We start from the raw sequence: 21,460 nt of genomic DNA on the forward strand, positions 1-21,460 counted from the left end.
ATGCAGACCCACGACGACAGGGAGGACCCGGCCCGTGAGCCCGGCCTGACCACGGAGGACCTCGCCCACCCGGACACGGCCGGCGAACGCGGTGCGGCCGTCTACCCGGGGGAGGCCGTCGCCACGGAGGAAGACGACGCGTTCGGACGAGGCGCGGGTGAAGCCGGCGACGTCGAAGGCGGTACGGCCGAGGACACCACGGCCGGCGAAAATGCCACGGCGGAAGGCCGCGCCGCAGCAGGCGGCACGACCGGAGCCGGCACGGCCGAGGCCGACACGGCAGAGCCCGGCACAGTGGAAGGCCGCACCGCGGAAGGCGACGCGGAAGGCGGCGCCGAACCGCTCCTCGGCAGCGGAGAGGCGGAGGAGTACCGGACGAAGTGGAGCGAGATCCAGGGCCGGTTCGTCGACGACCCGCAGGACGCGGTCAGGTCGGCGGACTCGCTCGTGGCAGAGGTCATGCAGAACCTCGCCGGCACCTTCGCCACGCACAAGCAGGGGCTGGAGGGCCAGTGGGACCGCGGTGAGCAGGTGGCCACCGAGGACCTGCGGCTGGCGCTGCAGCACTACCGCTCGTTCTTCAACCGGCTGCTCAAGACGTGAGCAGCACCCCGGACGGGCGGACCCGGCGGAGCCGGGCCGGCCCGGACGGCCGGACCCGGCGGAGCCACGAGGCGAGCGGGAGACGAGCCCGGGCCTGACCGTCGCGACGGCCCCGGCGAGGCTCTTCGTCCCGCCCGCCGCCCCCGGGCGGACATCAGGCCGTTCCCGCGCCCGTATGGCCGGGCCAGGGCGGGCATGGCTGGTGTCCGCCCGGGGGCGGCCCGGGACCACGACCGATCCGTCCCGCGCACTCCCCCGGCCCGGACGGACTAGGCCTCGCCGTCCGCCGCCTGCCAGATCGTGGTGATGTTGCAGAACTCCCGGATGCCGTGGCCGGACAGTTCGCGCCCGAATCCGGAGCGCTTGACGCCGCCGAAGGGCAGGGCCGGGTGCGACGCGGTCATGCCGTTGACGAAGATGCCGCCGGCCTCCAGGTCGCGCGCGACGTGCGCGATGTCGTCCTCGCTGCGCGTCCAGACGTTCGAGCTGAGCCCGAAGGGGGTGTCGTTCGCGCGTTCGACGGCCTCCCCCAGGCTCCCGACCCGGTAAAGGGTGGCGACGGGCCCGAACGCCTCCTCCTGGTCGATGCGCATGGCCGGGGTGACGTCGGCCAGGACCGTCGGCTCGTAGAACCAGCCGTTCTCGCGGCGGGGCGGGCGCCGGCCGCCGCACAGGACCGTGGCACCGTGCCGTACGGCGTCGTCGACGAGCTGCTCCAGGTCCTCGCGCCCGGCTTCGGTGGCCAGTGGGCCGACGTCGGTGGACTCTTCCATCGGATCGCCCACCGTGAGCGCCGCCATACCGGCCGTGAAGCGCTCGGCGAATTCGTCGTGGACGTCGGTGTGCACGATGAAGCGCTTGGCGGCGATGCAGGACTGCCCGTTGTTCTGCACACGGGCGGTCACGGCGGTACGGGCGGCCTTGTCGATGTCGGCCGAGGGCATCACGATGTACGGATCGCTGCCGCCGAGTTCCAGGACGGTCTTCTTGACCTCGTCCCCGGCGACGGACGCGACCGCGCGCCCGGCGGGCTCGCTGCCCGTCAAGGTGGCCGCGGCCACCCTCGGGTCGCGCAGTACGTCCTCCACGGCCGCCGAGCCGATGAGCAGGGTCTGGAAGCAGCCGCGGGGGAACCCGGCGCGGTGGAAGAGTTCGCCCAGGTAGAGCGCGGTCTGGGGGACGTTCGAGGCGTGCTTGAGCAGGCCCACGTTGCCGGCCATGAGCGCCGGTGCGGCGAACCGTACGACCTGCCAGAGCGGGAAGTTCCACGGCATGACCGCGAGGATGACCCCGAGCGGCCGGTAGGACACCCGGACGGCCGAGGCGCCCGCGTCGCGCACGTCGGCGGCTGCGGGATGCTCGTCGGCGAGGAGCGATTCCGCGCGGTCGGCGTACCAGCGCATGGCCTTGGCGCATTTGGCGGCCTCGGCCCGGGCCGCCGCCAGCGGCTTGCCCATCTCCGTGGTCATGGTCCGCGCGATGTCCTCCGTCTCCGCCTCCAGGAGCGCGGCCGCGCGGGTCAGCAGGGCGCTCCGTTCCGCGAAGCCGGTACGGCGGTACGTGGACGCCGTCCGGGCGGCGTCCGCCAGGCAGCGCTCGATGCCCGCGGCGTCGAGCTCGTCGAAGGTGCGCAGCGTCTGGCCGGTCGTGGGGTTCACGGTGGCGATGGGCATCGTCGGACCTTCCTGCAGGGGGCCGCCTCCCCCCGACCCTGCCCCGCGCGCCGGACCCGCGCAACGCGAGGGCGCCCGGCGGCTCAGCCGCCGCCCACCACGTCCTCGCAGGCGGCGCAGACCCGGTCCCCGTACTGCGCGGGGTACCAGGCGGAACCGGGGTCTCCGGAAGGCGTCCACGAGGCCGTTTCCATGGCGAACGTGTCCTTGCCGCAGAAGGTCCTCGGCCCGGGGACCGTGGTGGTCCCGGGGGCGGCCGGCGCCGCGTGCACGCGTCGGACGGACGCCTCCGGCTGGTCGACCTCGTACACGACGACATTCCCGCTCATACCTCGACGGTAGGCGGCGGGGCGCCGGGGCGCGCGTTCTGACGATTCATCAGGTCAGTTGTCCCGGACTCTTGACTCCGCATGCGACAGTCGGGATTCTCATCCCCACGCTTGGGCGGGCCATGACAAGTCAGGCGCCGTTCCGCCGACCACGAAGACGTGAGTGATGACCATGACTGCACACCCGCACCACAGGCACAGGTACCGGCCCCTCGCGGTGCTGTCGCTGCTCCTCGCCGTGGTGGCCACGGTGCTCGGCCCCGCGGCCAGTTCCTCGGCCGACCCCGGCTGGTGGAACCCGGCCGCGCGGCCCGCGCCGGACTCCGGGATCAACGTGACGGGCGAGCCCTTCCAGGGGACCGACGCCCAGGGGCGGGTCCGCGGCTTCGTCGACGCGCACGACCACCTGATGTCCAACGAGGGCTTCGGGGGCCGGCTGATCTGCGGCAAGCCGTTCTCCGAGCTGGGGATCGCCGACGCGCTCAAGGACTGCCCCGAGCACTACCCCGACGGCTCGCTCGCGATCTTCGACTTCATCACCAAGGGCGGCGACGGCAAGCACGACCCGAACGGCTGGCCCACATTCAAGGACTGGCCCGCCCACGACTCGCTGACCCACCAGCAGAACTACTACGCCTGGGTCGAACGGGCCTGGCGCGGCGGCCAGCGCGTGCTCGTCAACGACCTCGTCACCAACGGGGTGATCTGCTCGGTCTACTTCTTCAAGGACCGCGGCTGCGACGAGATGACCGCCATCCGCCTGGAGGCGCAGAAGTCGTACGACATGCAGGCCTACGTCGACAAGATGTACGGCGGCCCGGGCAAGGGCTGGTTCCGGATCGTCACCGACTCCGCGCAGGCCCGCGAGGTCATCCGGCAGGGCAAGCTGGCCGTCGTCCTCGGGGTCGAGACCTCCGAGCCGTTCGGCTGCAAGCAGATCCTGGACATCGCGCAGTGCAGCAAGGCCGACATCGACCGCGGCCTCGACGAGCTGCACAAGCTGGGCGTGCGCAGCATGTTCCTGTGCCACAAGTTCGACAACGCGCTGTGCGGGGTCCGCTTCGACCAGGGCGCCCTCGGCACGGCGATCAACGTGGGGCAGTTCCTGTCGACCGGCACGTTCTGGAAGACCGAGAAGTGCACCGGCCCGCAGCACGACAACCCCATCGGCCTCGCCGCGGCCCCCTCGGCCCAGAAGGAACTCCCGGCAGGGGTGACGGTCCCCTCGTACGCGGCGGACGCGCAGTGCAACAGCCGCGGTCTGACCGAGCTCGGCGAGTACGCGGTGCGCGGAATGATGAAACGCAAGATGATGCTGGAGATCGACCACATGGGCGTGAAGGCCGCGGGACAGGCCTTCGACATCCTGGAATCCGAGTCGTACCCGGGTGTGATCTCCTCGCACAGCTGGATGGACCTGGACTGGACCGAGCGGGTGTACCGCCTCGGCGGGTTCGTCGCCCAGTACATGAGCGGCGCCGAGGCGTTCAGCGCCGAGGCCAAGCGCACGGACGCCCTGCGCGACAAGTACGACGTCGGCTACGGCTACGGGACCGACATGAACGGCGTGGGCGGCTGGCCCGGCCCGCGCGGCGCCGACACCCCGAACCCCGTGCGCTACCCCTTCCGCAGCACCGACGGCGGCTCCGTCATCGACAAGCAGACCACCGGCACGCGCACCTGGGACCTCAACACGGACGGCGCCGCGCACTACGGCCTGGTCCCCGACTGGATCGAGGACATCCGCATCGTCGGCGGCCAGGGCGTGGTGGACGACCTGTTCAAGGGCGCCGAGTCCTACCTGACCACCTGGGGCGCGTCCGAGAAGCACAAGGCGGGCGTGAACCTCGCGGCCGGCTCCGCCGCCTCGGCCTCCTCCGCGGAGTGGAACCCGTTCACCAGCTACGCACCCGACCGGGCCGTGGACGGCAGTACGGGCACCCGCTGGGCCAGCGACTGGAGCGACGACCAGTGGCTCCGGATCGACCTCGGGACGGCGAGCCTGGTCAAGCGCGTCACCCTCGACTGGGAGCGCGCGTACGGGAAGTCGTACCGCATCGAACTCTCGGCCGACGGCGCGAACTGGCAGACCGCGTGGTCCACGACCACCGGTGACGGCGGCCTGGACACGGCGCTGTTCGCCGGCACCCCCGCGCGCTACGTACGCGTCCACGGGCTGCAGCGCGGCACCCAGTGGGGCTACTCCCTGCACGAGGTCGGCGTGTACAGCAGCTGACGGCACGGAACCGGAGGAAACCCATGGCACGGATGGCCTCGGCCGAGCGGCGCCGGCAGCTGACCGAAGCGGCGATCCGTGCCATGACCCGGGACGGCGTCGCCCGGACGACGACGCGGTCCATCGCCGCCGAGGCCGGCGTGTCGCTGAGCGTCTTCCACTACTGCTTCGACTCCAAGCAGGTCCTGCTCGAATCGGTCATCGAGACGATCACCGCCCACTACATCGCCGTGGTGAAGGAGGCGATCCAGCCGAAGGCCACCCTCCGGGAGACCGTGCGGGCCGGGTTCCAGGCGTACTGGGACCACGTGGCCGCTCACCCGGGCGAGCACATGCTCACGTACGAACTCACCCAGTACGCCTTGCGCCAGCCGGGCTTCGAGCACCTGGCCCGGCGGCAGTACGAGCTGTACGCGCAGACCTACACCGATCTCCTCGAAGAACTGCGCCGCGCGACGGGCTTCGAACTGCGCGTACCGGTCCCCGCGCTGGCCCGCTACCTGGCGGCCATGACCGACGGGCTGACGCTGAGCCTCCTGGTCCTCGGCCATGACGCGGCCGCGGCGGCCGTCCTCGACTCGATCACCGACCACGTCGCCGGCCTGGCCGGCGACGACGCCCTCCCCTAAACCCTGTCGGGAACGTGGATGTCCAGGGCGCAGATGTCGTCCCGGTGCCCCTGGCGCTGGGCGGCCAGGGTGCGGGCGAGGCTTTCGCCCCGGCCTTCCTCCAGGAGCCGCCGCGCGGTTACGGCGAACCGGGCGAGTCCCGCGTCGAGGTCCTCCCCCGGTTCCTCGACGAGCCCGTCGGTGTAGAGCACCAGGTGGTCGCCGGGTTCCAGGTCGAGGGTGTCCTGGGCGTAGACGGAGTCGAAGCCGGCCCCGAGGAGGCTGCCCGTCGGCAGGGGGAGGAACCGTGCCTCGCCGCCGCGGATCAGCAGGGGCGGCAGGTGTCCGGCCCGCACCCAGGTCAGGCGGCGGTCCCAGGGCTGGTAGCGGCCCATGATCATGGTGGCGGTGGCCCCGTGCGTGTCCGAACCGGTGTGCAGCAGGAGGGTGTTGAGCCTGCTCAGTACGTCGGGCAGGGCCGAGCCGGTGATGGTCATGCCCTTGGTGGTGAACCGGAGCTGGGCCATGGTGGCGACCGCGTCGAGGCCGTGGCCGGCGACGTCGCCGACGACGAAGAGCGCGCTCTTGTCAGGGAGTTCGATGGCGCTGTACCAGTCACCGCCGACGTTGAGCCCGCTCTCCGAGGGTACGTAGGCGACGTCGATGGAGAGCCCGGCGAGTTCCAGGGACTGCTCGGGGATGGGCAGCAGCGCGTGCTGGAGCCGGGCGGCGAGGGTGCGTTCGGCCTGGAGCATGCCCCGCTCCACGAGCACGGCCCGCTCGCTCTCGTGCAGGGCGAGTTCGGCGTCCCGCTGCGCGGTGACGTCCTGGAAGAAGCCGTGTACCTCGACGGGGGTGCCGTCCACGTCGGACTGCGCCTCGGCGACGATCCGCAGGTGCCGTACCCCGTCGGCGGTGGTGACGCGGAAGGACCTGTCTATCGCGGTTCCGTCGCACAGCAGCCGCCGCACGGCCGTGCCCAGCCCCGGGAGGTCGTCGGGGACGACGTGCCGGGGCAGTTCCTCCAGCCCGATGGGGCCCAGCGCGGGGTCACGGCCGAAGATGGCGAAGACCTGCTCGGACCAGGTGATGGTGTTCGTCGCCAGGTCCCAGCCGGCCCACCCCAGATTGCCCAGGCGCTGCATGTCGTCCAGTCGGCGCGCCTCGCGCTCGCTGGAGTCGTGGCGGACCCAGGACACGATCAGGCGGTCCCCCAGCCGGGTGGCCCGCACGGAGTAGGTGGACTGCCGGGGAACTCCGGCAGTGACCTCCTCGTAGACGAAGGGCTCGCCCTCGTAGACGGTTCCGGTGGTCAGCGTGTCCAGGTAGCCCTCCCACAGGGCAGTTCCCGCCACGGTGGGGTAGGTCTCCAGGATGCAGCGGCCCACGAGCTCCTTGCCCCGGCGCCCGGCCACGTCGACCGATGCCGGCGCCGCCGCGTCGATCCGGTAGTCCTCCACCTCCCCCGTCTCGGAGCGCAGCGGGGTGAGCAGTATCGCGGTTCCGGACAGTGCGTCCAGGATCCGCTGGACGGCTTCGACCTCGCCCGGCTCCTCGGGGTCCGGCAAGTGCCCGAGGTGGCGCAGGGGGGCCGCGCACAGCCGTACGGCACGGAGCAGCAGGATCCGGGTGTCGGCGTCGAAGGGGGTGTGCCGGGACCGGAAGAATCCGATGGCGGCCGGCACCGGCCGGCGGCCGGGTACCGGGAGCCAGGCGCGCGTGGGCCACCGCTCGGGCGGATCCCCGATGAGGTGGTAACGGATGCCGTCCCCCGCCGGATCCTCCAGCCAGAGCGGCTGTCCCCCGTCGATGGCCTCCAGGGCGGCCAGCCCGCTCAGCGGCGGGACATGGCGCCACTGCGCGGCCAGTTCCTCGCCGACGCCGGCGTGCCCGGCCAGTTCCAGGCTCCCGGCGGGCGCCACGGCGTAGATCATCACGCCTTCCACGCCCGCGGGGTCGCCGAGCGCGGACCGCAGCAGTTCGGCGACGTCGTCCGGACCGTGCGCGCCGGCCAGTGCGCCGGCCAGCCGGGCCAGGATCGGCCGGTGTCCGGCGCCGCCCAAGCCCGCGGCGGGATGGCGATCGGCGCCGAAGGCCGACAGGTCCGTCAGGCCCGGCTGCTGGGGCGGGCAGGCCTGCGCGGCGGGGCCGGGGGGTGACGCAGGACGTGCGGCGACCCGGCCCAGCGTGATCCAGCACTCCTCCATGAGCGTCCGCTCGCGCTGGTTGGCGCGCCGCAGCAGCGTCTCGTACGCCACGTCCTCCGACAGGCCCTCCTGGGCCATCAGCACACCCTTGGCCCGCTCCAGGACTGCCGTGGTCGAAGCGAGGCCTTCCAGGCCCACGACTTCCGCACGCAGCTTGGCCACGACCTTGGCCAATGCGAGCACCTCAGGTGCGGTGCCCTCGCCGGGAAGCGCGGAATCGCTCGTCATCCTTTGAGCATGTCACGGGTCGGGGCGCGTCACGGCTCGGGCCGCGAGATCAGTGGGCGAGCGGGGCGGCGGCGGTGGCCGTGGACACGGCGAGGCTGTCGACGACTCCCCGCAGGCTGCCCGTGCGCTCCAGGGCCGCCCGCTGACGGCTCGCGCCCGTGCCCTGGCGGCGCAGCCCGTCCCACAGGGAGTGCACGGCGTACAGGTCGCCTGCCGCGTCCAGACCGGGTGCGGCGCGATCCAGCAGCCGCTCGACGAGCAGGACGGCGGGGTGCTCCAGGCCGCTGACCGGGTCGAGGCCCGGTCCGTCGATGCCGTGCGCCGCGGCCAGCTCGTGGGCCTTGCGCAGCATGGCCGTCGCCGGTTGGGGCGGCGGCACGCCGGCGTCGGCTTCGGCCAGGAGCGTCCCCGCAAGGCCTCGTATGAGCGCGGCCAGCAGGACGACCGTGTCCAGGTCGGCGTTGACGTCGGAGACCCGGAACTCCAGCGTCGGCACGTGCTCGGAGGGCCGGGCGTACCAATAGAGCATGCGGCGGTCGAGCAGCACTCCGGAGCCGATCAGGCCGTCGACGTATTCGAGGTACCCGGGCTCGTCGAGCAGCGGGGGCGGTCCCACGGTGGGCCAGCAGGAGAAGGCGACCGACCGCCAGCTGTCGAAACCCGTGTCCCGGCCGCAGGAGAAGGGCGAATTCCCGGTCAGCGACTGGAACACCGGCAGCCACGGGCGTATGTGGTTCGAGAGGTTCAGCGCCCGCCTCCGGTCCAGGGTGCCGACGTGGACGTGGCATCCGCAGACCAGGCGGGAGGGGCCGACGAGTGAGGAGAACCGGCGGGCCATGCGACGGTAGCGTTCACAGTCGGTGACCGTCAGCGGCTCCTGCGGTGCGATCACCGGGACCGCCGAGGCCACCAGCAGGCAGCCCGCGTCGCTCGCGCTCCGCGCGACGGTTCCGCGCAGTCGTGCCAGCTGTTCGCGCAGGTCGGCGCGGTCGGCGGTCGGCTGCGTACAGACCTCGACCTGCGCGTTGTAGAACTCCGCCTGGACCTGGTCGCCCAGCTGGCCCGTGACGGCGCCGATCACCTCGGGTGCCCGGTTCACCGGCGTCCTGCCGACCCGGTCGACCAGCAGGTACTCCTCCTCGACACCCATGGTCAGAACGTCCATCGGCTCTCCTCTTCAGAAGGTGCCCGGCGCCTACCCGCCCGTCCCACCAGTACACCGTCCGGTCGGCCTCCGCGCACATGAGCCGCCCGGGGACGGGCAGGAGCAGGGGGTACCGCAGCCGCCGTACGGGCAGCACGTACGGCCTGAATCCCGAGGAAACCCGAGGTGAGCCGCATGGACTGGTCGAGCGAACCGGATCCCGAGGGCCCCGGTCCCACCCCCGGAAGCCCCGATCCGGTCCCCCGCGATCCGGAGCCGCCGGGCGACCCGGTACCGAAGCCCGGCGGACCGCGTCCGGCTCCCGCCCACCCGGCTCCCGGCGAGCCGCCCGCAGTGCCGGAGCCCCCGGACTGAACGGTCCCCCCGCATTACCGGAACCCCCCGACCGAAGGAGATGAACCCGGTGCGCATCGCCTTTCTCATGGCGCCCGAAGGCGTCGAGGAGATCGAACTCACCGAGCCCTGGAAGGCCGTACTGACGGCGGGCTGGAACCCCCAGCTGGTCTCGACGAAGGCCGGCCGGATCCGCGCCTACCACCATCTCGAAAAGGCGGGCACCTACCCCGTCGACCACGTCCTCGCCGGTGACACGGCGGACGCCTTCGACGCGCTCGTGCTCCCCGGCGGGGTCGCCAACCCGGACGCCCTGCGGCTGAACGAGCGGGCCGTCGCCTTCACGCGGAGCTTCTTCGAGGCCGGCAAGCCCGTCGCGGCGATCTGTCACGCCCCCTGGACCCTGGTGGAGGCCGACGTCGTACGGGGCCGCACGCTGACCTCGTGGCCGAGCCTGGCGACCGACATCCGCAACGCCGGAGGCACCTGGGTGGACGAGGAGGTGCACGTCTGCCGCGAGGCACTGGCCACGCTGGTCACCAGTCGCAAGCCGGGCGACCTGAACGCCTTCTGCGGCACGTTCGTCAAGGAGTTCGGCGCCGGCTGACCGGCCGTCGCGCTGTCCGGCGTTCGCGGACGGGACCGCGTAGCGCGCCGGGAAGGGGTCGACCCTGGTACACGACGCCGGGCCGGCGAAAAAGGAGACCGGCCCTCCGCGGCGCCGGGGGGCGGTGCGGAGGGCCGGATGCCGGTCGGTCAGGACAGGTACAGCAGCGCGCTCAGGACCTCGTGGAGGACGGCTTCCGGATCGGCCACGGCTTCCGCCGAGCGCCAGGCCACGAAGCCGTCCGGGCGGACGACGACCGCACCGGTCTTCGTCGTACCGTGCAATTCGGCCCAGTCGGCGCCCTCCTCCGTGGCCAGATCGGCCTCCGGACTGGTGCCGATCGCGTACGCGTCCAGGCCGACGCCCAACTGCGCGGCGACGGAGCGCGCCGCCGCCCGCCAGGGGGTGCCCTCGGAGCTGAGCAGCACGAAGGACCGCTCGTAGAGGTCCACCGTGGACGTCCGCCCGCCGGGCCCCCGCAGCCACATGTGCGGCGCGCGCGTACCCGGCTCGCCGTTCAGCCGCATCCGTTCGGGCACGACGGGCAGTTCCGGATCGGTGCCCAGGACGGCGCCCAGGTTGTAGCGGTAGCCCATGGCGACGGAGAGGACCCCGCCCGGCCGGCCGGCACCGGCCGGCGCGCGGCCGGGCTCGGGCTCGTACCCCGGGTGACTGTGTTCCGCCGAGCGGGCCGAGGCGCGCTCGCTCGTCGCCCGCGCGACGGGCAGCCGCTCGGCCTCGTAGGTCTGCAGCAGTCGCGGACCCGCCGCGCCGTTCAGCACGGCGGCGAGCTTCCAGGCGAGGTTGTGCGCGTCCTGGATACCGGTGTTCGAACCGAACGCCCCGGTGGGGGACATCTCGTGGGCGGAGTCACCGGCGAGGAAGACCCGTCCGGTCCCGTACCGTTCGGCGACGCGCTCGGCGGCGTGCCAGGGGGCCTTACCGGTGATCTCGACGTCCAGGTCGGGCGCGCCGACGGCCCGCCGGATGTGCTCCACGCAGCGCTCGTCGGTGAAGTCGTCCATCGTCTCGCCCCGCTCGGGGTGCCACGGCGCGTGGAAGACCCACCGCTCGCGGTTGTCGACGGGGAGCAGGGCCCCGTCCGCGCCGGGCTTGGTCAGATAGCACACGATGAAGCGCCGGTCGCCGACCACGTCCGCGAGTCCGCGGGACCGGAAGGTGACGCTCACGTTGTGGAACAGGTCGCCGTGGCCGCTCTGGCCGATGCCGAGCTGCTCCCTGACGGGGCTGCGCGGCCCGTCCGCGGCGACGAGGTAGTCGGCGCGCACGGTGCTGTGCTCCCCGGTGTCCCGGTTCTTCACGATCGCGGTCACACCGGTGTCGTCGGGGTCGAAGGAGAGGAGTTCGGTGGAGAACCGCAGGTCCGCGCCGAGCTCGGGGGTCACCGACATCAGTACCGGCTCGATGTCGTTCTGGCTGCACAGGCACCACGCCGCCGGGCTGAAGCGGGCGAGCGCACCCCCGGGGTCGATCTCCTCGAACAGCCACTCCAGGTCGTCGCCGGTCAGTGAACCGCCCTGCATGATGCCGTGATTGTCCGCCAGGACCGAGGCGGCCTCACGAATCCGGTCCTCCACGCCGGCTACTCGGAAAAGCTCCATGGTCCGTACGTTGATTCCGCGTCCGCGCGGGTGCATCGAGGTACCCGCATGCTTCTCGACCAGCATGTGCCTGATGCCGTGCCGGCCCAGGAAGAGCGAGGTGCACAGGCCCACCAGCGAGCCGCCCACGATGAGGACCGGGACGCGGTGGTCGACGTTTTCCTTCATGGCTCTTCACATGCCCTGTGCGAGGGGCGTTCCCTCGCCCGTTCACCCGCTTGCTTCTCTCCTGTCGCGCCGATGGCAGTACCGGACCACGATCGGTTCGGGTGGCGCCGCCCCGTGGCGACCGCGATGTCTCGAAGGAGTGTGAACGATGACGACCTTGTCGGAACGGATATCCCAGTCCGCCTTCGACGGCGCGAGGCTTCGCGTCGTGCTGCTGCTGGACCTGTACGACGGGGCTCAGAATCAGTTCCTCGAGGTCTACGAGCACATGCGCCGGCAGGTGTCGTCCGTCCCCGGACACATCAGCGACGAGTTGTGCCAGTCCATCGAGAATCCCTCGCAGTGGCTCATCACCAGCGAATGGGAGAGCGCACCGCGCTTCCTGTCCTGGCTGAACAGCGAGGAGCACGTCGCGACGGTCAAGCCGCTGCACGACTGCGTACGCGACACCCGCTCGCTGAGGTTCAGCGTGATGCGGGAGACCGTCAGGTCCGCCGCAGCGGGCAGACCCGCCGAGCCCGGCCCGATCGCCTCCGCTCCCCGGCGGGGGGACGGCGTCGTACGCCATGCCCTCACCTTCACCGTCAAGCCGGGCAGCGAGGCCGTCGTCGCGGAGCTGCTGGCCGGGTACACCTCCCCACAGGCCCGGGTGGACGAGAGGACCCGGCTGCGCCGCACCTCCCTCTTCATGCACGGCAACCGGGTCGTACGGGCCGTCGAGGTGGAGGGCGACCTGTTGGCGGCCCTGCGCCATGTGGCCGAGCAGCCCGAGGTCAGGGCCCTGGAAGCAGCGCTCAATCCGTACCTGGAGCAGGACCGGGACCTCAGCGACCCCGGTTCCGCCCGGATGTTCTTCACCCGGGCGGCGCTCCCCGCCGTGCACCACGTGGCGTCCGGCGGGCCCGAGCCCGAAGGCGTCCGGCGGCACGCGCTGTTCTATCCCGCCAAGGACGGGTGCGGCATGGCGCTCGCGCGGCTGCTGGCGGGCCAGGACGAGGCCGCCGTGGGCGACCCGGCGAGCCCGATCGTGAGCAGCACCGTCTTCCAGCGCGATGACTTCGTCGTCCGGCTCCTCGACCTGCAAGGCAAGCTCGACGCCCGGCCCGCTCTGGCGCTCGGTGTCGAGGGCGACCACAAGGCGGCCGTGCTCGCCCGGCTGCTCGACAGCGCCAAGGACGGCGTCCCGACGACCGACGAGGAGATCTCCCAATTCCTGCGACGCTCCGAAATGCGTCTGATCACCGACCGGCATCCGCCGGCGCGAGCCTGAGGAGAGGTCCGCAATGACCGCTCGACTGACGATGGAAGAACTGGCCGCCCTGATGCACAAGGGTGCGGGGATCACCGTCGACCCCGCCGCGATGGCGAGCCGTCCCGAGGCTGCCTTCGACGAGTGGGGGCTCGATTCCCTGGGGCTGCTCGGCATCGTCGGGGAGCTGGAGAACCGGCACGGCCGGCCCCTGCCCCCCGACGCCGACCGGTGCAAGTCGCCGCGGGAGTTCCTGGATCTCGTCAACAACGCGCTGATGACCGACGCGTGACGCGGGAGCCCCGCGCGATCAGAGGTACCCACGCCCCCGGGGCCGGCTCCGTGCCGGTCCCGGGGGCGTCGACGCGACGGTCACCGTCCCCCGGGGACGGTGCACTCGAACGCGTGCAGGTACGGGTTGACCGGCCGGATCTCGCCGATCTCCAGGCCCGCGTCCGTCATCCGTGTGACGAGGCTGTTCTTGGTGTGCTTCGCGCCGCCCACGTTGAGCAGCAGCATCAGGTCCATCGCGGTGGTGAACTTCATCGACGGGGTGTCGTCCACCAGGTTCTCGATGATGACGACCCTGGCTCCGGGGCGGGCCGCCGCGATGACGTTCCGCAGGGTCCTGCGGGTGCTGTCGTCGTCCCACTCCAGGATGTTCTTGATGATGTACAGGTCGGCCTGCACCGGGATCGCCTCGCGGCAGTCCCCGGGGAGGATGGCGGCCCGCTCGGCGAGCGCACCGCCCTCGCGCAGCCGGGGATCCGCCTTCGCCGCCACTCCGGGCAGGTCGAACAGGACACCTCGTACCGACGGGTGCTTCTCCAGCAGGCTCGCCAGTACGTGGCCCTGGCCGCCGCCGATGTCCGCCACCACCGAGACGCCGGTGAGGTCGAGGAGTTCCGCGACGTCCAGCGCCGACTGCATGCTGGAGGTGGTCATGGCCCGGTTGAACACGTGGGCCGACTCGTGCGCGTCCTGGTGCAGGTAGTCGAAGAACCCCTTGCCGAACAGGTCGTGGAAGACGCTCCCGCCGGAGCGCACCGCCTCGTCGAGCAGCGGCCAGGCCTGCCAGGTCCAGGGCTCCGTGCACCACAGGGAGATGTAGCGCAGGCTGTGCGGATCGTCCTCGCGCAGCAGGCGTGACATCTCCGTGTGGACGAACTTCCCGTCCGGCGTCTCCGCGAAGACGCCGTAGCAGGAGAGGGCGCGGAGCAGCCGGTGCATCGGCTTGGCTTCGCAGTCCACCGCCGACGCGAGTTCGGCAGCGGTGGCGGGCGATTCCCCGAGTGCGTCGGCGACGCCGAGGCGGGCCGCCGCGCGCACGGCGGCGGCGACCGCCGCGCCGAAGACGAGCTCGCGCAGCCGCATGGCCGACTGGAGGGCGGGGGCGGCTGCGGGGGTGGGGGCGGCTGTGGGGGTGGTGCTTACCGTGGTCATACGGCCTCGATTCCGCTGTTGAGGGGGATCACGGTCAGCACATCCCCGCTGGCTGGGAGGTCCCGCACCGGTTGCCGACGAACCTGTTGCCGGACCCCGTCCCCTGGTTGGCCAGGTCCGCCGGCTGGTTGCCCCGCACGTCGTTGTCCTTGATGACGTTGTCGGTGTTCTGGGCGCCCACGAAGCTCTTGAACAGGAGGATGCCGCCGGACAGCGGCGAGGAGCCCACGTTGCCCCGGATGGAGTTCGAACGGACGACCGTCTCCTCGGCCCCGGTGAGGACGATGCCCACGCCCTGGATGTCGGGGAGGCGGGTGTTGCCCTTGCAGAACTTGTTGTTCTCGAAGATCCAGTTGCCTCGGATGGTCATGTCGCCGGCGCCCGGTTCGCCCTCGTCGCCGACGACGAAGATCCCGCCGCAGTTGCCCGTGAGGATGTTGTCCTTGACGGAGAGGTTCCGGACCCGCCTGACCGTGACCCCGATCCGGTTCCCGGTGAGCGTGTTGTTGCGGATCACGGCACCGCCGGTGTCGGTGGCGCCGCCCTCGCGGTCGATGGTGTTGGCGACGAAGATGCCGGACTCCGCGTTGTCGCGTGCGATGTTGTTCCGGAACACTCCCCGGGTGGAACGTTCCTGGGCGATGCCCCAGGTGCCGTTCCGCTCGGCGATCACCCGCTCGACCTTCAACCGGTCGGTGCGGGTGGCCCAGATGCCGCTCTTCTTGAACCCCGTCAGCGTCAGCGACCGGATGCTCACCCGGTCCACGCTCTTCTCCGCGGCTCCTATGACGCAGATACCGTTGCCGCTCTGCGCGCAGGGGTTCTCGGCGCGCGCGGGCGCGACCGGCGGCGTGATCACGGTCTTCGGCCCCGACCCGCGCAGGCTCAGGGGCTTCGTGATGTTCACGCTCTCGTGGTAGATGCCGGGGAGCACGCGGACGCGGTCTCCCGGCCGTGCGGCATCCACCGCTTCCTGGATCGATTCGCCCGGATGCACCACGTGCGTGGCCGCCTCGGCGGGCGGCGCCGCCACGCCGAGGCCTGCGGCCATGACGACTGAGATGCATGCGAGGACCGTGAGCTGTCGATTCGTCACAAATCCGAAGTTATGGGCGATCCGGGCAAATCTCCACACTGGACAAGCGGAAGCACACAACCCGTGGGCAAACGGCCTCATTTTGAGGTCCGGACGAGTGGACGCCCGCGCGTCGCCTTGGTGGCCCGCGACCCGCCCGCGGAACGCCCCGTCACGACCACCCGTACGCGGGCGTGGTGACCTCCGGCGCGCGGCACGACCAGTACGCCGGTGCGACCGCAAACCTGTGCACCGGCATCAACGGAGGCGGCTGCGGCAGTCCGATCGCCGCCGAGGCCGGTGTCCACGCCGACCTGACGGCCATCCACTCGATCCGCCGCAACCGGCCGCAATCGGTCCGACCCCGGCTGTAGCCTGGGCGGTGTCATCTCACTGCCCGGGCACGCCATGGGGGGTGTCTTGGGGGATCCGGACCGCCGACGGAAATCCGATCACCAGCACGAATCATCCGAGGACGACACCACACCGCCGTTTCCCGCGCAGCTGAGGCGTCTGCGTGCGCAACGCGGACTGTCCCTCGCCGACCTGGCTCGTCGGACGCACTACAGCAAGGGCTATCTGAGCAAGATCGAGACCGGCTCGAAGCGGGTGACCACCGACGTGGCACGCCGCTGTGACGAGGTACTGGGGGCGGGGGGCGAACTGCTGCGGATGGTACGGGAGACGGGTCCGCCCGGTACCGCCGTCGATGCGGACGCCGGGACCGGGCCGGGAACCGGGCAGCAGTCGGACGGCGAGTGTCCCTACCGCGGCCTGTCGGCCTTCACCGCGCGGGACGCGGGGTGGTTCTTCGGCCGGGAGCGGGCGACGGCCGAGCTGGCCGAGCGCGTCTTCGAACGCGTCGGGAGCGGGCCGCTGATGCTGGTCGCCCCGTCGGGCGCCGGCAAGTCGTCCCTGCTGAACGCCGGTCTCGTACCGGCTCTGCGGCGCCGGGGAGGCTTCCCGATGCCGGGCGCCGCCGCGTGGCCGGTGGTGCGGTTCACTCCCACCGCGCATCCGCTGGAGGAGCTGCTGGACCGCACCGCGAAGGTCCTGGACAGCGATCCCGGCATCACCGCGCGGGAAGTGCGGGACCGGCCCCAGGTACTGCTCGAGGCCGTCCGCCGGCTCTCGGACCAAGGCCACCGGTCTCCGCCCGTACGGCCCGTGCTGATCATCGATCAGTTCGAGGAGCTTTTCACCCTCTGCTCCGACGAGGAGGAGCGGCGCGCCTTCGTAGGCGTGCTGTCTGCCCTGTCCGCCTCCGGGCCCGCCGCGGGCGGGCCGGACCCCGCCGTGGTGGTGCTCGGCGTACGGGCCGACTTCTCCGGGAGCTGCCTGGACCTGCCGGAGCTGGCCCCGGTCTTCACCGCGGGGCTGTTCGTCCTGCCCCCGATGACCCTGGCGGAGCTCCGGGAGTCGATCACGCGTCCGGCGGAGCTGGCCGGGGTCACCCTCGAACCGGGCCTGGTCCCCCTGCTGCTGCGCGATGCCGGCCTGCGCGAGGAGAGCGAGGGCGCCCCCGGCCACACCCCCTCCGGCGCGCTGCCCCTGGTCTCCCACGCGCTGATGGCCACCTGGCAGCAGCGCCGGGGAGCCACCCTGACCGTCTCCGGGTACGAGCGGACCGGCGGCATCCAGGGCGCGATCGCGCGGACCGCCGAGACCGCATTCGCCCGCCTGTACCCGGCCGAGCAGCGGACGATCCGCCGCGTCCTGGTGCGTCTGGTCCACGTCGCCGACGGCGCGGGCGCGACCCGCCGCCGGATGAGCCGTACCGCCCTGATGGAACAGCTCGTCGACGCGGACCGGGCCGGGGCGGCGCTCGACGCCTTCGTCCGGGCCCGGCTGATCACCATGGACCGCGACACCGTCGAGATCACCCACGAGGCGCTGCTGCACGCCTGGCCGCGGCTGCGCGGCTGGATCCAGGACGACCGGGCGGGCCTGCTGATCCACCAGCAACTGGCGCACGCCGCGGCCGAATGGGAGCGCGAGGGCCGAGATCCGTCGGCGCTCTACCGCGGGACCCGGCTGGACACCGCCCGCGCGTGGGCCGACGAGCCCGACGGCCGGGGCCGGCTCGGGCCGCTGGAGGAGGCGTTCCTGCGGGCGAGTCGGGCCGCGCAGGACGGCCGGGAGCGGCAGGCCCTGCGTCAGGTGCGCCTGCGGCAGTGGATGCTGGCCACGCTCGTGGTCCTGCTGGTCCTCGCCGTGGGCGCCGGCGGGCTGGCGTACCAGCAGCGTGCGGGGGCGCTCGGCCAGGAGCGGGTCGCACGGTCACGGGCGCTCGCCCTGCAGTCCGCGTCGCTGGCCGCCGGCCAGCCGGAGGCGTCGATGCGGCTCGCCGGGGAGGCGTACCGTACGGCGGCGACCACCGAGGCGCGCGGGGCCCTGTTGAGCACCCAGGCGCAGCCGTTCGTCGCCCGGCTCGGCGGGCACGGCGGGCCGGTGAACGCGGTGGCCTTCGCCCCGGGCAACGGCACGCTGGCGACGGCCGGTTCGGACGGGACGGTGACGCTGCGGCGGGTGGCCGACCGCCGCACTACGGCGGCTTTCACCATGCCCGGGCGGGTCCGCGCCGTCGCTTTCAGCCCCGACGGCCGGACGCTCGCGGCCGCCTCCACGGACGGCCCCGCACGGCTGTGGGACATCGCGGGCGGGCGTACGGCGGCGGTCCTCGCGGCGAGCACCACCGGCGCCCGGACCGTGGCCTTCGCACCGGACGGCCGGACGCTGGCCGTCGGGTGCGCCGACGGGAGCGTGCGGCTGTGGGAGGCCGCCGGGGAGCACCGGGCCGTGGCCTCCCTCGACGGCCACGCCGGCCGGGTCAACGCCCTGGCGTACGCGCCGGACGGCCGGACGCTGGTCTCGGCCGGCTCGGACCGGACCGTACGGCTGTGGGATCCGGTGGAGGGCCTCCCGCTGGCCGTCTTCGCCGGGCACACGGACGAGGTCCTGGGGGCGGCGTTCGCTCCGGACGGGCAGTCCGTCGCCACCGGGGGCGTCGACCGGACCGTACGGCTGTGGGACGTGGCCGGGCGCCGGCTCACCGCGACGCTGACCGGGCACAGCGACGACGTCAACGGCGTGGTCTACACGCCGGACGGGACGACGGTCGTCAGCGCGGGCGGCGACGGGACGACCCGGCTGTGGGACGTGCGCGGCGGCCGTCTGACGGCGACGCTCGCCGGGCACACCGATTACGTGCTCGGGGTGGCGGTGGACTCCGCCGGCGCGGTGCTGGCCACCGCCGGGTTCGACCAGTCGGTGGTGCTGTGGGACCTGCGCGGCCCGGTGCTGGCGTCGCGGCCGTTCACGGAGGTCTGGCACGCCGCGTACAGCCCCGACGGGAGACTGCTGGCCACCGCTGAGGCGGATCACGCGGTGCGCGTGTGGGACGTGGCGGGGCGACGGGTCGTGGCCACGTTCGAGGGGCACACCGAGACCGTTTTCTCGGTGGCCTTCGCCCCCGACGGGCGGACGCTGGCCTCGGCGGGCTCCGACGGCACGGTCCGGCTGTGGGACGTGGCGGCCCGCGCACCGGCGGCCACCCTCACCGGCCGGGGCGGGACGGTGTTCTCGGTGGCCTTCTCCTCCGACGGGCGGATGCTCGCCGCCGCCGGCGCGGACGGCACGGTCCGGCTGTGGGACGTCCCGGCACGCCGCCAACTGGCCGTTCTCACCGGTCACACGGACTTCGCCAACGACGTGGTGTTCAGCCCCGACGGGCGCACCCTGGCGAGCGCCGGCGACGATCTGACCGTACGGCTGTGGGACGTCTCGGCGGCGCGCGCTGGGGGTGAAGCCCGTCAACTGGCCGTACTCACCGGCCATACGGGTGCGGTCCGGGGGGTGGCCTTCAGTCCGGACGGGCGGACCCTCGCCAGCAGCGGCAACGACGGGACCGTCCGTCTGTGGGACGTCCGCCGCCGGCGCTTCGAGGCGGCGCTCACCGGGCACACCGGCTCCGCGCGGGGCATCGCCTTCTCCCCCGACGGCCGGACCCTGGCCAGCAGCGGCAACGACCGTACCGTGCGGCTGTGGGACGTGGCCGGGCGCCGTCCGGTGGCCGCGCTGACCGGTCACGCCAGCGCCGTGTGGGGGGTCTCCTTCTCCCCCGACGGGCGGACCGTGGCCAGCAGCAGCACGGACGGAACCGTACGGCTGTGGAATCTGGACGTCGGGGCCCGGCTCGCGGAGATCGCCGAGCTCCCCCGACGGTGACGAGGCGGGTGCGGGTGGCCGGCGCCGCCTGCCCTCGTGCGGAGCCGGCCGCACGGGTCGCGTGCCGGCCGGCTCCAGCAGGCGGGGTCAGCCGCCGTCGCGGACCGCGACGATGCCGTTGAATACGCCGACGTACGCCGTGCCGTCGGGGCCCAGGGTGATCGGCGCCCAGTTGTTGTCGTACAGCGCGCCGGTGCCCGTCAGCTGCCGCCAGCGGCGCTCGCCGGTGCGGAAGTCCACCGCGGTGAGGTACCAGGCGTCGATGCCCCAGGAGTTGGGCTCCTTCTCGTAGAAGTAGAGCAGCCCGTTCGCGGTGGAGAGCTTCGGGACGACGGAGGGCGAGCGGACCGCGCTCTCCCACACCGTGTCGCAGCCGCTGCCGTCGGCACGGACGTCGATGCGGGCCACGCCGCCGACGACGGATTTGCCCAGCAGCAGCGTGGTGGGATTCTCGTATCCGTAGTTGTTCTCGACGACGATGCTGTTGCCCCAGGTGATCAGGGAGTTGTCGGTGGTCGAGGCGCCCGGGCCGAACACCGGCACCTTGCAGACCGGCCGACGGTCCGCGGGAACGTCCACGCCCCGCTTGTAGACCAGGACGTTCATCCGGTCGTCGGCGTTGTCGGTGATGGCGACGTAGCCGTTGCCGAAGAGGTCCGGGGTGGTGCCCGAGCCCTGGTTCACGGAGCCGGGCTTGGTCCCGGTGCCGCGGTCGTACGTCTGGCGCCACTGCGCCACGGGCGTGCCGTCGGCGGCGGCGCGGAAGCTGTAGAGCGCGTGGTCGGTGACGATGGAGACACCGTCCTCGGCTACCGAGAACGAGTTCTGGATCTCCTCGCCGTCGAGCCGGACGGAGCGGATCTCCGAGGTCACCGGATCCACCGTGCCGACGCGGCCCTGGCGGGTCACCCACCAGATGCGGCCGCCCCAGTCGGGCATGACGGAGGTGACGGGGTCGCACGTGCCGCTGGGCCACAGATTGGTCCAGCTGACGCAGTCGTGCGGGACCTGGCCCGTGAGGTCCCAGTCGTCGTCGACGGTGAACTTCCAGCTGCCGTCGGGGTTCTGCGCATGGGCGAGCCGCAGGATGTGCTGACGGGAGTCGGCCAGCACCGCCCGGTCCTGGTCGTCCAGGTAGAAGTAGGCACCGCCCGAGGTGTCCTTGAATATCTTCGAGAAGTCGAGCGAGGTGATCGCCTCGACCGTCGAGGAACGCTGCGGCAGCTGGTACTCCGCGAGCGTGGCGAGCGTACGGGGCTCCAGGAGCTTGACCTTGAAACCCGAGAAGGTGCCGCAGACCGTGACGAGGCGGCCGCCCGCGTCGAAAGTGGCGGTGGCGCATTCCCCGCCGAGGGCGGCGATCTTCTCGCTGGTCACTCGCGGGTTCCTGCCGAGCGGCCCGGACCACGGGGACGTGGCGCTGCCGGCCGCATCGGAGTGCATGCCGCTGCGGCCATTGGGCGCGAGGAAGGGGTGCTGCGGCGCCTCGCCGGGCAGCGGCGCGGCGGCCGCGGGGTTGCCGTCGTAGTGGCTGATCAGGCGGTGCCCGGGGGCCTTGGGTATCCCGTCGGCCTGGGCCGACGGGACTCCGTACATCACCGTGAACGCGGCGACGACCGGGACCACAGCGCAGTTCAGCGCTCTTCGGAACATCCGGACTCCTCCGTTTCTCTTCAGTTCTGTTGAC

At 72.3% G+C, this 21,460-nt stretch carries 16 protein-coding genes; 8 read left to right on the top strand and 8 right to left on the bottom strand.

Going from position 1 to position 21,460, the window contains the following annotated elements:
• Positions 1 to 603, top strand: coding sequence for a hypothetical protein (locus AB0D48_RS22700; protein WP_362399735.1), 603 nt, complete (start codon positions 1 to 3; stop codon positions 601 to 603).
• A gap of 269 nt (positions 604 to 872) precedes the next feature.
• On the opposite strand, the gene AB0D48_RS22705 is transcribed toward AB0D48_RS22700, so the two are convergent.
• Positions 873 to 2,276, bottom strand: coding sequence for an NADP-dependent succinic semialdehyde dehydrogenase (locus AB0D48_RS22705; RefSeq protein WP_362399738.1), 1,404 nt, complete (start codon positions 2,274 to 2,276; stop codon positions 873 to 875).
• Between the two features lie 83 nt (positions 2,277 to 2,359).
• Positions 2,360 to 2,605 (bottom strand): hypothetical protein, encoded by a 246-nt coding sequence (locus tag AB0D48_RS22710; protein WP_362399740.1) that lies wholly within the window; start codon positions 2,603 to 2,605, stop codon positions 2,360 to 2,362.
• A gap of 172 nt (positions 2,606 to 2,777) precedes the next feature.
• Here AB0D48_RS22710 and AB0D48_RS22715 point away from each other — a divergent pair, with 172 nt between their 5' ends.
• Positions 2,778 to 4,841 (top strand): discoidin domain-containing protein, encoded by a 2,064-nt coding sequence (locus tag AB0D48_RS22715; RefSeq protein ID WP_362399876.1) that lies wholly within the window; start codon positions 2,778 to 2,780, stop codon positions 4,839 to 4,841.
• 23 nt (positions 4,842 to 4,864) lie between these two features.
• The gene (locus AB0D48_RS22720; RefSeq protein WP_362399743.1) at positions 4,865 to 5,470 is read left to right on the top strand and encodes a TetR family transcriptional regulator C-terminal domain-containing protein; all 606 of its coding nucleotides are present in this window, start codon (positions 4,865 to 4,867) and stop codon (positions 5,468 to 5,470) included.
• Here the strand turns inward: AB0D48_RS22720 and AB0D48_RS22725 are convergent.
• Both AB0D48_RS22725 and AB0D48_RS22730 read right to left on the bottom strand, forming a co-directional pair.
• Complete coding sequence (locus AB0D48_RS22725; protein ID WP_362399746.1) at positions 5,467 to 7,884, bottom strand: SpoIIE family protein phosphatase; 2,418 nt, start codon at positions 7,882 to 7,884, stop codon at positions 5,467 to 5,469. The genes AB0D48_RS22720 and AB0D48_RS22725 overlap by 4 nt on opposite strands.
• Positions 7,885 to 7,933: 49 nt before the next feature.
• Positions 7,934 to 9,049 carry a glutamate--cysteine ligase gene (locus AB0D48_RS22730; RefSeq protein ID WP_362399749.1) on the bottom strand — a complete coding sequence of 372 codons (1,116 nt, stop codon included), beginning with the start codon at positions 9,047 to 9,049 and terminating at the stop codon, positions 7,934 to 7,936.
• 403 nt (positions 9,050 to 9,452) lie between these two features.
• On the opposite strand from AB0D48_RS22730, the gene AB0D48_RS22735 reads away from it, so the two are divergent.
• Positions 9,453 to 9,989, top strand: a complete 537-nt coding sequence (locus AB0D48_RS22735) for a type 1 glutamine amidotransferase domain-containing protein (RefSeq protein WP_362399752.1) — start codon at positions 9,453 to 9,455, stop codon at positions 9,987 to 9,989.
• Positions 9,990 to 10,138: 149 nt separating this feature from the next.
• Here AB0D48_RS22735 and AB0D48_RS22740 read toward each other — a convergent pair whose 3' ends face one another.
• Positions 10,139 to 11,779: an FAD-dependent monooxygenase gene (locus AB0D48_RS22740; protein WP_362399755.1), complete on the bottom strand. Its 1,641-nt coding sequence runs from the start codon at positions 11,777 to 11,779 to the stop codon at positions 10,139 to 10,141.
• A gap of 148 nt (positions 11,780 to 11,927) precedes the next feature.
• Between AB0D48_RS22740 and AB0D48_RS22745 the strand changes: the two genes are divergently transcribed.
• Both AB0D48_RS22745 and AB0D48_RS22750 read left to right on the top strand, forming a co-directional pair.
• A complete protein-coding gene (locus tag AB0D48_RS22745) occupies positions 11,928 to 13,049 on the top strand; it encodes a SchA/CurD-like domain-containing protein (protein WP_362399758.1) in 1,122 nt (373 codons plus the stop codon).
• Between the two features lie 13 nt (positions 13,050 to 13,062).
• The gene (locus tag AB0D48_RS22750; protein ID WP_362399761.1) at positions 13,063 to 13,320 is read left to right on the top strand and encodes an acyl carrier protein; all 258 of its coding nucleotides are present in this window, start codon (positions 13,063 to 13,065) and stop codon (positions 13,318 to 13,320) included.
• 80 nt (positions 13,321 to 13,400) lie between these two features.
• Here the strand turns inward: AB0D48_RS22750 and AB0D48_RS22755 are convergent, their stop codons facing one another.
• Together AB0D48_RS22755 and AB0D48_RS22760 are read right to left on the bottom strand one after the other, a co-directional pair.
• Entirely contained in the window at positions 13,401 to 14,471 is a 1,071-nt protein-coding gene (locus AB0D48_RS22755; RefSeq protein WP_362399764.1) for a methyltransferase, read from the bottom strand.
• A gap of 34 nt (positions 14,472 to 14,505) precedes the next feature.
• A complete protein-coding gene (locus AB0D48_RS22760) occupies positions 14,506 to 15,522 on the bottom strand; it encodes a right-handed parallel beta-helix repeat-containing protein (RefSeq protein ID WP_362399879.1) in 1,017 nt (338 codons plus the stop codon).
• Between the two features lie 221 nt (positions 15,523 to 15,743).
• Here AB0D48_RS22760 and AB0D48_RS22765 point away from each other — a divergent pair, with 221 nt between their 5' ends.
• Complete coding sequence (locus AB0D48_RS22765) at positions 15,744 to 15,920, top strand: hypothetical protein (RefSeq protein ID WP_362399767.1); 177 nt, start codon at positions 15,744 to 15,746, stop codon at positions 15,918 to 15,920.
• A 46-nt stretch (positions 15,921 to 15,966) separates the two neighbouring features.
• Positions 15,967 to 19,773: a helix-turn-helix domain-containing protein gene (locus AB0D48_RS22770; RefSeq protein WP_362399770.1), complete on the top strand. Its 3,807-nt coding sequence runs from the start codon at positions 15,967 to 15,969 to the stop codon at positions 19,771 to 19,773.
• 87 nt (positions 19,774 to 19,860) lie between these two features.
• Here AB0D48_RS22770 and AB0D48_RS22775 read toward each other — a convergent pair whose 3' ends face one another.
• On the bottom strand, positions 19,861 to 21,426 hold the full coding sequence (locus tag AB0D48_RS22775) for a hypothetical protein (RefSeq protein ID WP_362399773.1): 1,566 nt from the start codon (positions 21,424 to 21,426) through the stop codon (positions 19,861 to 19,863).
• Between the last annotated feature and the right edge of the window lie 34 nt (positions 21,427 to 21,460).

Origin of the sequence: Streptomyces sp. NPDC048269, assembly GCF_040652395.1 — a bacterium.
GTDB lineage: Bacteria > Actinomycetota > Actinomycetes > Streptomycetales > Streptomycetaceae > Streptomyces.